Consider the following 13,280-nt stretch of genomic DNA (forward strand, 5'->3'; position numbering starts at 1 on the left):
CCCAGGACGATCGCCGACGTTGCCGCGAGCAGGCGGACGAGACGCATGTGAACCTCCCTGTTCACCCGGTCTTCCTGCGGGTGTGGCGATCATCTACGACGGCTCCCCAGCCCAGAGCAAGTAATAGATCGTATGAATAGCCGTGTTCCACACGAGCCTGCTGCACATCTCCGTCGCCTCGCCTATCCTCGCGGCAGATCCGGAAGGACCGGACGGAGGACATGGACGTGCCGATCGATCGACGCAGGCTGGTGGCGGGTACAGTGGCGCTCATGGGTGGGATGGCAGCGGCCGGCATGGCCCAGGCGGCTTCGCGCCAGGAGATCGACGCGGAGGTGGACCTCGCCCTGGACACGCTGTTTCGTCACAACAGCGCGGCCAAGGCGCTCTCGGAGAAGGCCAAGGCGATCCTGGTCTTCCCGCGGGTCGTAAAGGGCGGCTTCGTGGTGGGCGGCAGCTTCGGCGAGGGCGCTCTCCTGGAGAACAGGGAGAACCGCGGCTACTACAACACCGTCTCGGCCTCGTTCGGCCTGCAGGCGGGTGCGGAATCCTTCGCCTATGCCCTCTTCTTCATGAACGAGAAGGCGCTGAGCTATCTCACGGACAGTCGCGGCTTCGAGCTGGGCGTAGGGCCGACGCTCGTGGTGGTGGACGAGGCCGTGCAAAAGCAGCTCACGACCACGAACGTATTCCAGGACGTCTATGCCTTCATCTTCAGCGAGCAGGGCCTGATGGCGGGCCTTGGCATCGAAGGCTCCAAGATCAGCCGGATCGAACCGGAGGCCTGATCCGGCGGACCCCGGCAGGCCTCAACTGCCGGCCGGGGTCGGACCGCCGGTGGGCGTACTGCGGCGAAGGAGCCCGCGCAGGTCCGTCTCGCGCAGCCAGGCGGGGACGGCCAGGGACGCGATCGCCGTGATGGCGATGAGCGTGCGGGCCAGCTCCGTGAACGGGCCGTAGTGCTTGTCCAGCGCCATCACCAGGTACACGACCGCGACGTGGAACACGTAGACCTGCAGGGAGTGGCGGCCGACCAGGCGCAGGAACGGCAGGGAGAAGAGGCGCGTGAACAGGTCGGCCAGCTTGCGGATCCGGCTGTTCTCCGAGCGCGGGCCCGCGATCATCACCCAGGCAAGCAGATAGCCGGTCGCGACGAAATTGAGGAGATAGACCAGGCTGAACTCGCCACGGTTGGTGACCGCCACGAAGCGGTTCCACACGACTTCCGGCAGGATCCCGAAGGTCCAGCTCACCCGGAACAGCAGGAAGAACAGGAAGAAGGCAAGCGCCGCCACGACCACCGCGCGCTGGTCCGGCCGGAACACATTGCGCCACTCGATCTGCCTGGTGCTGGTCAGCACGCCCATGACCATGCCGCTCATGAACACGATCTGCCACGCGAAGACGTTGAAATGGCTTCGCATGGCAAGGCCCTCGTCCCAGCTGCCGAGCAGTCGGTCGACGGCGGCACCCATTGGCAGGACCAGACCCAGCTGCACCGCGAACCAGCAGACCGCGGACATGGTGGCGACCAGGGCCCAGCGGCCCTTGAGCACGAGGTAGACGAGCGGCGGGGCCACCAGGAGGTAGACGATGTACTGGGGCAGGATGTCCATGTAGGTCGGCTGGTGCAGCAGCGAGGCGGCTGCAAAGCTCGAGGCGCGGCCGGGCGAGGCCAGCTCGCCCAGCCAGTCGATCCAGTAGCCGCGCGCCGTCGGCATCAGCCTTGCCGCGAGCAGCAGCACGAACAGGCAGAAAAGCGCGTAAAGGTAGAGTTCGGCCGCTCGGTGCCAGATGCGGTTCGCCCCGGCCAGGAAGCCGTCGCGGCTCATCCGCCGTGCATAGACCATGCCGATCAGAAGTCCGGACAGAAAGACGAATCCCTGGGCGTCCTCGACGAAGCCGATCTCGGCATGGTTGATGCGAACGAGCGCCAAGCCCTTCGTGAAGTGCAGGTGGTTCAGCATCATGAAGACGAGAAAGTAGCCTCTCAGTCCATCCAGCAGTTCGAACCGCCGCATCCTCACCCGTCTCCTCTCGACGATTCGGCATCGCTCTGGGCTGCCATCAGCGAAGACTGCATGGCATGCGCCCGTCCGAATCCCACGAATACGGCGGAATAAATGCAGATCAGGGCCGAAGTTCCGGATATGCCACCTTCAACGATGTCATCTGAACGAACGTTAGGGATGCGCCCATGACCGTGGCGCATGCGGCATGTCCGCAACAGGTTCCCTCCATGCGAAGATAAATTCGCGTTGTGCGCGAATTGACTGATGATCCTGACCGGGTTCTGACCTATCGGTCATCTCGACCCTGCGCACGGGCCATATAGCCCCTCATCGTGATGGAACAGAGTCGATCATGAAAAACACGCTCATCGTGGGCGCGATGCTGCTCGCCCTGTCGGCCGCCTCCACGATGGCCGCAGCTTCGCCGTGCGCAGCACCCGAAGGTGCCTGGGGTCCATTCAAGCCGCTAGCAACCAGCCAGAAGGCCCTAGCGACCAGGGGCGCCCTGAAGATCGTGGCACTGGGCTCGTCCAGCACGTTCGGCACCGGTGCCACCAGCCCTGGCCATGCCTATCCCGCCCAGCTCGCCAGCATCCTGCAGAAGAGATTCGTGGAGGCCCGGATCGAGGTCATCAACGCTGGGATCGGCGGCGAGACCGTCGACAAGAACCTGGCCCGCCTCGACAGGGACGTGCTCGCCAAGAAGCCGGACCTGGTGATCTGGCAGGTCGGCACCAACGACGCATTCCAGAAGAAGAGCATCGCCGACGTCTATCAGGGTGTCCTGAACGGCATCGCCCGGATCAAGAAGACGGGTGCGGACGTTGTGCTGATGGAGACCCAGTACTTCCCGGGCAGACCGGACACCGACGCTCTCAAGGCTGCCCGTGCGATGGTGCGCAAGGCCGCCATGGAAACGCAGGTAGGCTTTCTGCCCCGCTACACGTTGATGCGGCACTGGATCGAGACCGGCGAGTTCACGCCACGTACCCTGCTCATCGCCGACAGGATCCACATGACCGATGCCAGCTACCATTGCCTGGCCAGACGGGTGGCGGACCTGCTGCCGGGACCTGACGCCGTTGCCGATGGCGGCATGGTGGCGGTCACCAACAACCGCGACGATAACAAGGCCAATGGCGCCATCGTCGCACATTGATGTCGCTGGGGCATCGGGACCACTGCTCGATGAGGAGCATGCAACTGGCATGACGGACTGACGTCGTCCGAGGCATTCAGGCTACCTTGCCTTGCGCCCTCAGGAACGAGCCAAGCTGCGATCGTGCCGGCGTAGTCGAGCCGCATGAGCAGGCAGCCCAGATGGCGGGCACCGCGCGCTGGGCATGAGAAGTACGACGGCAGACGCCTGTTCTGGTCAGCGATGCGGCAGCACGGGGCAGTCCTGCCGCCCGGTCGGCGGGTGCGACCAGCGGAAGGCCTTGATCCGGCTGCCGTCTGGCAGGTCGATCGGCTCCATGCGCCTTACCACCAGGTCGGCCACGGAGTCGTCGATCATCGGCTGGTTGCGCCAGCGGAACGTGGGCGTGACCAGGAGGCCGGTCGGGAAGCAGTCGATGATCTTGTCGACGGCATCGGGCGTCGCGACCACCGGGCGTTCCGTCCGGATGTCGAGCGTGAATTCCTCCTTGCCGCGGCCCTGGGTGCGGACCTCCCCCATCCGGCTCCGGCTGATCAGGATGTCGTAACGTCCGAGGAAGTAGAGCGAGTCGAGCTCGTTGCTGGTGAGCACGACATCGGCCTTCTCCAGGTCCGGGCGCAGGATCGGCAGGACCTCGGCCCAGCGCGGCGCCGGCTGTGCTGGCGGCACGGTGATGTCGGCCAGCAGGGTGACCGTGCGCACGAAGGCTGCATTCGCGCCGACCACCCAGAGCACCGCAAGCACCAGGAAGATGGTGGCAGCCGTGCCTGCGCTGCGGCCGGGCGCCAGACGGGCGAACGCGATGCCGGCATGGGCGCGGGTGAACGAGACGACCCGCCGGATCAGGGCCGCCAGCGCGATCCCCCAGATGATGTAAAGAAACGGCAGTACGTAAAAGACGTACCGCATGCTCTTGTTGCCGGCAAAGCTGTGCAGCGCGATGCCCAGGCCGAACAGCACGGCGGCGAAGAACGTAGGCCGGGGTGCCGCGACCAGCGCCACAGCGAGCAGGACCGGCAGGAGCGTCCAGAGCGTCGGATAGAACAGCAGGAACCAGGTATGGTAGTAGACGACGTTGCCGGCGTTCTCCGCCGACCATTGCGGCGTCGCCCGGTACATGCGGAGTGCCACGTCGAGCTTGCCGGTGGCCTGCGCCACGACCAGCGCCAGCACGAGGAGCAGCAGGCCCGCGACGATCAGGCCGATCTTGCGGCCGGCCGGCACGTCCTTGCGCAGGAACCAGGGTCCGAACAGGTAGAGCACCGCCCAAAGGCCGAGGCCGGCCACGCCGATCAGCGTGGTGACCTGGAAGAAGGTCGCGATCGCGAGGGACAGGATCGCGACGAGCCCCAGGACGATCCGCGCGTTGCGGGTATGGTCTCCGGCAACGGCCGCGTAGACCGCGAAGCAGCCGACCAGGAAGGCCAGACCGTGGATGCCGTAGAAGCGCGCGAACTGGGCGATGTCGACAGTGAACGGAGCCACGGCGAACAGAAGGGCCGCGAGCACGCCCGCCACATTGCCCACCTCGCGCCGCACCCAGACGAACAGGAGGGGCACCATCAGCGCGACCGAGATCAAGGATGGCAGCCGGGCCACCCAGCGGTCCTCGCCGAACATCCCGAACAGCTGCGCGATCGTCCAGGTGAAGGGACCACCGCGCCGGTACACGCCCTCCGCGATCACGAAGTCCCCGGTCTGCAGGTACCCGCGCGCGGCCAGGATATGGTAGAGCTCGTCGAAGTCCGGCGCCTTGTTCAGGTTGATCGCATAAAGGGCGGCGGCACCGACGAACAGGAGGAAGGGCAGCAAGGGCCCCTGGCGCAGCGAGTTCATGGCTGACGCTCTCCCAGCAGCTCACGCATCAATCCGATCAAGCGTGCCGCCTCCTTGTCCCAGTTGAAGGTGGAAAGAACCGCCGCCCTGCCCCGCTCGCCCATGGCACGCGCCTCGTCGGGGTGGGCCGCCAGCCAGCGGACAGCGTCCTGCACGGCTTCCAGCGAGTTGGGATCGACGCAGAGGCCGACCCGGTGGCCCTCGATCAGCGACTTCCAGACCGGGAAGTCGGAGGCCAGGATCGGCAGGCCGGCCGCCATGTACTCGAAGAACTTGGTCAGTTCCTTTTCGCGGTAATGGCTGGTCTCGGGCATTACTGCCAGGCCGCAGGTCCAGGGCTCGCGATAGGCCTGCAGGATCCGCGAGAACGGCAGCTTCTCGCCGATGCCGACGATCTCGAGACGACTGGCACCGCTGCCGGCGCGCTCCTGCATCTTCCTGGCAAGATCGACCGGGGTGACGCCCACGGCCTGGACGAACGCGTCGTCCATCGTGCGCGCCAAGTCGGCATAGGTCAGCGCGCCCCGCTCCATGTTGAGGCCACCGGTGTAGAGGAGCCTGGGCGTGGCGGGAGGCTCGCTCGGCCGCTCGGCCAGCACGGCCAGCACGGCCGCGAACTGCTCGAGCCTCGGGTAGTTCAGCACCGGAACAGCTTCGGGGAAGCGGCGGGCGTAGTAGCGCTCGGCGATGACGGTGCGAAAGGCCCGGCGGGTCAGGCGCTCGACGCCGTAATAGCCCCAGGCGGCGACCTTCTTGGACACGGCGCCGGGGAGATAGGGCGTCTTGTCGAGGATCGAGGTGTAGTAGTCCTCGTGGACGTCGAACACGACCGGCTTGCCGGCGGCGCGCAGGCGCAGGGCCGGCAGGATCAGCTCGGGATCGTGGAACTGGTAGACGTCGGCGTCTTCGGCCAGGCCGCGGGCGATCACCGCCCGGGTGGTCTTGAGGAAGCGCTCCTTGCGGCCGCGGGGCAGTGGCACGGTCAGGATCTTCACGCCCTTGGCGACACGATCTGTGCCAGCGTCGGGCACGACCAGGCTGATGTCGAAGCCGGCCTCGGCCAGCGACACGCATTCCTTCTCGAAGATGCGGTTGTCGAAGGCATGGTGCACCGAGGTCAGGTGCACGATCCTCGGCTTCCGTCCGGAGGCGGCGACCGCCATGCTCACGTCCTGCCGCAGGAAAGCGACCGGTCGGGGCAACCGGACGGCCCGGCCGGGGCGGGCACGGGACTGGCTGGATAGGCGATCATGAAGTGCCCGCTGCAGGTCGTGGAATGACGGCGCCGGAAAATGCCAGGAGGATCAGCTACGGCGCAAGGCAGCCGGGCATACCAGGAGTCACCAGGCGAGGATACGGGGCCCGAGCGCACGGCCGATCAGCGTCGTGATCACGAGCGCCGGCAGGTAGGCGGTGACCAGATAGAGCGGATCGTCGTTCGGGCAGTGAAGGGCGTAGGCCGCGGCCGACAGCGTTCCTGCGAGGAGGCCGACCATGAGCCCGGTGCGCGGCAGGTCGGTCGGCGCCTGCATCCGTGCTGCATGGCCCAGCAGGACGAAACCGGGCAGGGCGAACAGCGGGACCATCACGAGGCACCACAGCGTCTCGTTGCGCCAAAGCGGCGGGGCAGGTCCGCTCAGCAGCTGGTAGGCTGCCGCCGCGAGAAGAACCGCCACGGCCGCCAGCGGCAGACAGAGACGCCGGCCGACCGGAGCGCCTGGCCGCAACATGCGCAGGAGCGATGGCAGCGTCAGCAGGCCCAGGCCCAGCGCGAAGGCAAGCTTGCCCAGCACCGGCAGGCTCGCCAGCACGCCCATCGGCCGCAAGCCCAGGACCAGGGCCGTGAGCAGCAGGGCCGTGGCAAAGCCGATCAGAACCGCGGACGGCAGGGACCAGCTGCTCGGGCGATGGACCTCGCGGTCGGCGACCAGCAGGTCGATGAGTTCCGGCGTGTTCATCCGCGGCCTCCATCCCGCTTCACCAGCAGGGCCAGCCGCTTCAGCCCCCGATGCACCCCGACCTTGATGGCCGAGACCGACATGCCGGAGCGAAGGGCGGCGTCCTGGACGGACAGGCCTTCCAGCCGGGTGAGCTCGATCGGCACGCGCATCTGGCGCGGCAGGGTCGCCATCAGCTTGGCGATGTCGCCGGGCGCGGCGGCCTCCTCGGTGTCGGTGTCGGCCGGCAGCTCCATCGCAGCGTCCAGCTCGATCTGCACGCCTTCCACCCGGCGGCGCCGCACCCGGTCGATCAACCGGTAGCGTGCGATCGCGAACAGCCACGGTCCAGCCGGCGCGGCCCGGTCGTAGGTGTGACGCTTGGCGTGGATGGAAAGCAGGGTTTCCTGCACGATGTCTTCCAGCTCGTTGATGAGCCCCGGCGGGAGGCGGCGCCGCAGGAAGGCGCGCAGCCGCCGGGCGGCCTCCTCCAAGAACGCCCGATAGGCCGCCTGGTCGCCATCGAGCGCGCTGCGCAACAGGATGTCGAGCCGGTCGGCCTGATCGGTCCGTTCCATGTCTCCCTGTTCCTACGTACCGGACGCGCGGCAGGTTACAGCCAAGCCGGATGGGCAACCAGCCGGGCGGCGCTACCGGACCTGGCAGGCCTCGTCGAAGCTCAGGCGCGGGTTGCGCTGCCGTTGTTCCGCCGGATCGCCGAAGCCGAGATTGCACAAGAAGATCGTCGACCAGCGTCCGTCCGGGAAGAAGGCGGCGTCGACCTTCGCCTTGTCGAAACCCGCCATCGGACCGCAGCCCAGCCCCTTGGCCCTGGCGGCCAGCATGAAGTAGGCGGCCTGGAGCGTCGCGTTCATGGCCCCCGCCGCATCCGCCTTGGACTGGTCACCGGTGAACCAGGAGCGGGCGTCCGAATGCGGCCAAAGGCGCGGCAGGAGCTCGTAGAAGTGGCGGTCGAAGGCGAAGATGGCGCAGACCGGTGCCGCCATGACCTTGGGGCGGTTGCCCGAAGACAGGGCCGGCTCCAATAGGGCCTTCGCTTCCGAGGAGCGGACGAACACGATCCGCAGCGGCTGGTTGTTCGCCGAGGTCGGGCCCATCTTGGCGAGATCCCAGACCTCCTCGAGCAGGCTGTCCGGCACCTCCTGCGGCAGGAACTTCGTCTTGGTGGCCGCGACGCGGAAGATCCGGTCCAGCATGGCGTCATCGCTCATGGGCATCTCGCTCCAGGAATTGCAGTGAAGTCGCGGCGGCGCTCACTCCGCCTGGGCCGCGGCCACGCCGTCGTTGCCGGCCGGCTGGCCGGTCAGGATGACATGGCGGGTGAGCAGCCAGTTCAGCCCGTAGTTCAGGCTCATGCCGATGCTGTAGATGAGCAGGGTCACGTTCGCTGAAAGGCCGGCCAGCCAGCCGAGCGCGAAGGCGGCCAGCGTGATCGTCATGTTGCCCACGTCCCACCACAGGTTCAGGTCCTGACGACCGAACATGGAGAGTGTCTGGCCGATCGGGAAGATCACGAACTGGGCGAGATACATGATCGCCAGGATCTGCAGCTGGACGCCCGCCTCGCGCCAGGCCTCGCCGAACACGAGGGCGAACAGGAAAGGAGCCGGGATGGCCACGGCCGCCATGCCGAGCGTGCCGATCCAGGCGAGGTGGAAGGTAGTGGTCTTGAACAGGCGGAACATGGCGGCCCGGTCCTCACGGGCGAGCCTGGGGGCGGCGCCAAGATAGGCCTGGCCGATGCTCATGCCGAGCAGCCGCACCGGTGCCAGCACCACGCGCTGCGCCAGGCCGAACTGCCCGGCGACCACGGGGCCGAACAGCGTGGCCAGGAACACGGCCGGCAGCATCTTGGCCGAGGTGTTCAGCAGGAGCGAGGGGGTGAGCAGCAGGGGAAAGCGGCGGTGGCGGGACAGAGCAGCGCGGATCATCGGCCAGCGGGTGCCGCGCAGGACCCGGCGCTGCTCCGGCCCGAAGCTGCGCACGAAGTTCGCGACACCTGCCGCCTGGCCCAGCGCCTGGCCGATCACGAGGCCGGCGGCACCCTTGGCGAGCCAGCCATGGACCAGCTGCCAGACGACCTGGAAGCCGATCTGAGCAAACTTGCTCAAAGCCACCGCCTGGAAAGCCTGGTGGCGCACCGCCCAGAGATTGGTGGCGTTGTAGAGGGCCATCGCGGCCGTGCCGACGGGAACGGCCCAAAGCAGCGGCCGCAATGCTGGGACGTTCGCCTGCTCGGCGAGGTGGCCGCCACCGAAGAACACCGCCACCGCCACCAGCACGGTAGTCGATGCGCCGGCCACCATGGCGGCGAGGAAGGTGGCCGCGGCATCCTCGGGTGCTGCGTCGAGTGGAATGGCGGTCTCGTAGCGCAGATTGGTGATGGCGCCGGTGATCGAGACGATCGCCGTGAAGACCGCGAGGACGCCGAAGTCCTCGGGCGTGTAGAGGCGGGTCAGGATCGGTGTCACCGCGATCAGCAGCGCCTGGGCGGCCAGCGTGCCGAGGGTGACGATGAGCGCATTGCGGGCAAGCCCGCCTTTGCGGAAGCGGGCGGTCAGACGGGCGAGCACGTGAGCGGGTAGCCTCGGTCCTTGAGCGGCGGCGCCTTCTTGCCATGTCCGGGCCGGGCCCGCGACCCCGCGCACGCAAAAATAGAATGGGGCCGCGCCAGAACGGCGCGGCCCCCTGTGGCTCCCGACAGGGCGTCAGGCGATGCGGAATGCAACGGGCATATGGAGGTCCGTGCGGGACTGGGTGCCCAGCCGGTCCGAATCGAAGCTCCAGCCGGCCCAGCTGGAACCGCCATTGGCGCTGTACTCGCCGTAGCTGCTCGGTGGCACGTTGCGGTCGGTGAAGCCGTAGGCGGCACCGCGCTGGAAGGCACCGAACCAGTAGTTGCCGGACGTAGCGGAGAAGCGGACGAAGTAGGTCTTCCCCTTCACGAGCATGCGCGGCTGACTGAACGACTTGAACTGCCACGGCACCGGCACGTCGTAGCGCGTGCTGAGAACGACCTGCGACGCCGGAATGCGGACGTCCTCCATGATCGTCCCGCTGGACCCGTCGATCAGCTGGCAGATCAGGTCCGAGGGAGTGCCGCCATACTTGCGCACACGCGTCCAAAAGCCGTCGACGCTGCGCGTCTCGTCCAGGATCGGGAAGCGCTGCCGCGCCATGAACGAGCCGCCGACCTGCTTGTCCGCCGTGTCGGCCGAGTAGATCCAGCCCTGCCCGCAGGCCATGCCGTCGTCATAGATGACCTCGAAGATCGGGCAGCGATCCGGCCGGATGTACCAGCCGGAGCTGTTGGTATAGAGGTGGGCCATCATGTCGCCATGATACGGCCCCATCCGCCCCGTGCCGCCCAGCGGGATCGGCTGCTTGGTGTGCAGCATGTTGACGGAGATCTCGTTGTCGCCGCTCGCGTCGAGCTGCAGGAAGACGAGATGGTAGATCTGGCCCGCCGTCAGCACCGGTGCGGCCCCGGTGAACGGCACCTTCGGAAACTGGTCGATGTCCAGGAGACCGGTGATGCTCTCCGTCTTGGCGAGGACCGTGGAGCTGGGAAAGTTGTTGGCCGGGTTGTTGGTGCGCAGCTCGACCCGGATGGTGCCGCCGTTGCCGATGCTGTAGCCGACATGGCCGCCCGGCACGTCCTTCTTGTTCCACCAGCGCACATGGGTGATCGCGCCATTTCGCTCGGCGACGAAGCGGAAGGCAGCGGGCCGATTGTAGCCGAACCGGGTGTTGCCCACCGCCTCCGCGTGGACCGTGCACCCGAACAGGCGGCCCCGGTACGGCTTGTCGTCCTGGGCACTTGGCGGCGGCGGCTCCACCTCGACCATCACCGTGCCGACCGAGGTGGCGTTCTGCGGGTCCTGCATGGTGTAGGTGAAGAAGTCCCGGCCGACGAAGCCGGTGGCGGGCGTATAGACGATCTTGCCAGCCGAAATGACGGCCGTGCCGTTGGCGGGCGTGCCGACCTGCCCCGAGACGAGGCTGCGCGTGCCGCTTTCCGGGTCGAGATCGTTGGCGAGCACGTCGATGGTGACGGCCGTGTTGCGTGAGGTGCTGGCCTGGTTGGGCAGCGCCACCGGCGCCTGATTGGCAGTGCCGAACACGTCCTCGCCGCCAAGGCCATAGAACGCCATCGGACGGCGCTGGTTGAGCTCCTCGGCCACCAGCCAGTTGTCCGGCAGGGCGCTGGCGCGGATACGCACCTCGTCGATCGCGCCGTCCCAGGCGCTGCTCGCGTCCTGCGAGGCCCGGCCGATGCGCAGGGGACCGTTGCTGAAGCTCGTGGTGCCCGCCCGATCGGGCGAGGCATAGGTCGAGCTGGTGGCAACCCCGTCGATCCAGATCCGGGGGCTGCCGCCCTTCTGCCAGACGACCGCCAGCTGCTGCGCCACGGTAGCCTGCACGTCGGAGGCACTCTCCACCCGGTTGCGCCCGTCGGTAAGCTGGTGCTCGACCAGGATCACGTTGGTGCCGTCGCCGGAGTAGCCCGCCTTGTCGTAGCGCAGGCAAAAGCCCATGGCGTCGTCGCGGCCGCTGATCGGGCCCACCGACAGGATGCCGCGATCGGTCCCGATCTGGTCGGCCTTTACCCTGGCCTGGATGGAATAGGCGGACAGGCCGTCCAGGAAGGTCGGCAGCGCCAGTGTCAGCTCGCTGGACGTGCCGTTGAAGTTGCCGGCGTCGCCGATCAGCGCGGCGCTGCCGATCGACGCGGCAGTCAGGTTGCGGCCGCGCCCGGTGCGGTCGCTGGTGCTGGGCAGGTGGTAGACCGCCAGATAGTCCTTCCAGACTCCTGCCACGTTCTCTTCCGAGATCGTTAGGCCCGGCTTCCCGTAATACAGGAAGACGGTCGTATCCGCGGTGGAGCCAATTGTGGGAATGCGTACCCAGGCACGCAGGGTCCCGGATGAGGCGACATAGCTTTCGGTCTCATGGTCCAGCCGCGTGCCGGTACCCGTCTCGAAGCGCAGGTCCAGTCCGACCAGGCTTTCCAGCCGGCCACCCGACTGGGCCTTGGGCTTCAGCCAGTTGCCGCTCAACTCCACCAGCATCGGGAAGTCGGTGAGCGATCCGCCGGTGAGCGAGGTCCGCGGGATCACAATGCGGCGGCGGTAGCGGTAGCCATTGGCATAGGTCTGCGGCGCTGGATCTGCCTGGACCTGGATCGTAACAGTGCCGGCCGTTTCTGCGCCCTTCGCATCGGCGATCCGGTAGACGAAGCCGTCCGTGCCGAGGAAGCTGGTGGCCGGGGTGTAGACGATCCGCTGCTGGGCATCGACGGCGACCTTGCCGTTCGGCGGCATCGTCACGGAGACGAGCCTGATCGCGTCGCCGTTGGGGTCGCTGTCGTTGGCCAGCACCGGGATCGTCACGGCCGTGTTGACATAGGTGGTCACACTGTCCGCCGCGGCGGTCGGGGCGGCGTTCGCCGCCTGGACCTGGACCGTCACGCGACCCGTTGCCGTGCCGCCGGCTCCGTCCGAGATCGTGTAGGTGAAGCTGTCGGTGCCGGCGAAACCCGCGGCCGGGGTATAGGTGACCTGGTTCAGCCCATCGATCGAGACGGCGCCGTTGGCTGGCATGGACAGGCCGGTCAGCTGCAGGGGGTCACCGTTGCCGTCCATGTCGTTCGCGAGGATGGCGATCAGCACGGGCTGCCCGGGTGTCGTCGAAGCCACGTCGTCCCTGGCCAGTGGCGGCAGGTTGGTTCCTGCGACGATGACCGTCACGACGGCGGAGTCGGACCCTCCCTGCCCATCGGACACGCTGTAGGCGAAGCTGTCGGTTCCGACGAAGCCAGGCTCGGGCTGATAGGTGACCGACATGTTCGGGTGCGCGGTGATGCTGCCATGCTCGGGCATGGACACGCTGGCGAGCTGCAGCACGTTCCCGTCGGGGTCATTGTCGTTACCGAGGACAGCGACGTTGACCATGGCGCCCGGCGAGGTCGCGACGACGTCGTCGTTGGCGACCGGCTGCCGGTTGGTGGCGCTGACGGTGATCGTGATGATGGCCTGCGCCGTCTCCCCGGTCGCGTCGCCGACCGTGTAGCTGAACTGGTCGACGCCGGAGAACCCGCCCTGGGGAGTGTAGACGAGCGTGTTCGGCTCGAGCCCAAGGGCCACGCTGCCACTGGCAGGCGACGAGAATCCGGCCAGGACGAGGTTCTGGCCTTCGTCGTTGGCGAACGGCGAGATCGTAAGGGGCTGACCGGGCAGGGTCGCCAGATTGTCGGGACGGGCGGTCGGCATGACGGGCAGCTCCAGACAGGTAGGGTTCATGGCCCATCGTTAG

General features: G+C 67.3%; 10 protein-coding genes. 2 read left to right on the top strand and 8 right to left on the bottom strand.

What is annotated here, in order from left to right; genetic code table 11:
• Positions 1–221 precede the first annotated feature (221 nt).
• Positions 222–788 (top strand): YSC84-related protein, encoded by a 567-nt coding sequence (locus tag VHL31_RS06225; RefSeq protein WP_329660345.1) that lies wholly within the window; start codon positions 222–224, stop codon positions 786–788.
• A gap of 21 nt (positions 789–809) precedes the next feature.
• Here VHL31_RS06225 and VHL31_RS06230 read toward each other — a convergent pair whose 3' ends face one another.
• Positions 810–2,021: an OpgC family protein gene (locus tag VHL31_RS06230; protein ID WP_329660346.1), complete on the bottom strand. Its 1,212-nt coding sequence runs from the start codon at positions 2,019–2,021 to the stop codon at positions 810–812.
• 343 nt (positions 2,022–2,364) lie between these two features.
• Here VHL31_RS06230 and VHL31_RS06235 point away from each other — a divergent pair, with 343 nt between their 5' ends.
• Entirely contained in the window at positions 2,365–3,171 is an 807-nt protein-coding gene (locus VHL31_RS06235) for an SGNH/GDSL hydrolase family protein (RefSeq protein WP_329660347.1), read from the top strand.
• Between the two features lie 216 nt (positions 3,172–3,387).
• Here the strand turns inward: VHL31_RS06235 and VHL31_RS06240 are convergent, their stop codons facing one another.
• The 7 genes from VHL31_RS06240 to VHL31_RS06270 all read right to left on the bottom strand — a co-directional run bounded on the left by VHL31_RS06240 (position 3,388) and on the right by VHL31_RS06270 (position 13,267).
• Complete coding sequence (locus tag VHL31_RS06240; RefSeq protein WP_329660348.1) at positions 3,388–5,007, bottom strand: glycosyltransferase family 39 protein; 1,620 nt, start codon at positions 5,005–5,007, stop codon at positions 3,388–3,390.
• Complete coding sequence (locus VHL31_RS06245; protein WP_329660349.1) at positions 5,004–6,170, bottom strand: glycosyltransferase family protein; 1,167 nt, start codon at positions 6,168–6,170, stop codon at positions 5,004–5,006. The genes VHL31_RS06240 and VHL31_RS06245 overlap by 4 nt, the downstream gene beginning before the upstream one ends.
• 177 nt (positions 6,171–6,347) lie before the next feature.
• Positions 6,348–6,965 carry a DUF1109 domain-containing protein gene (locus VHL31_RS06250; protein ID WP_329660350.1) on the bottom strand — a complete coding sequence of 206 codons (618 nt, stop codon included), beginning with the start codon at positions 6,963–6,965 and terminating at the stop codon, positions 6,348–6,350.
• Positions 6,962–7,522: a sigma-70 family RNA polymerase sigma factor gene (locus VHL31_RS06255; protein WP_329660351.1), complete on the bottom strand. Its 561-nt coding sequence runs from the start codon at positions 7,520–7,522 to the stop codon at positions 6,962–6,964. The genes VHL31_RS06250 and VHL31_RS06255 overlap by 4 nt, the downstream gene beginning before the upstream one ends.
• A 72-nt stretch (positions 7,523–7,594) precedes the next feature.
• Positions 7,595–8,182, bottom strand: coding sequence for a malonic semialdehyde reductase (locus tag VHL31_RS06260; RefSeq protein ID WP_349262373.1), 588 nt, complete (start codon positions 8,180–8,182; stop codon positions 7,595–7,597).
• A 36-nt stretch (positions 8,183–8,218) separates the two neighbouring features.
• Positions 8,219–9,538, bottom strand: a complete 1,320-nt coding sequence (locus VHL31_RS06265; RefSeq protein ID WP_329660353.1) for a lipopolysaccharide biosynthesis protein — start codon at positions 9,536–9,538, stop codon at positions 8,219–8,221.
• Between the two features lie 135 nt (positions 9,539–9,673).
• A complete protein-coding gene (locus tag VHL31_RS06270) occupies positions 9,674–13,267 on the bottom strand; it encodes a DUF2341 domain-containing protein (RefSeq protein ID WP_329660354.1) in 3,594 nt (1,197 codons plus the stop codon).
• Positions 13,268–13,280: the final 13 nt, after the last annotated feature.

Source organism: Geminicoccus sp., from assembly GCF_036263595.1.
In the GTDB taxonomy this organism is placed as follows: Bacteria; Pseudomonadota; Alphaproteobacteria; order Geminicoccales; family Geminicoccaceae; genus Geminicoccus.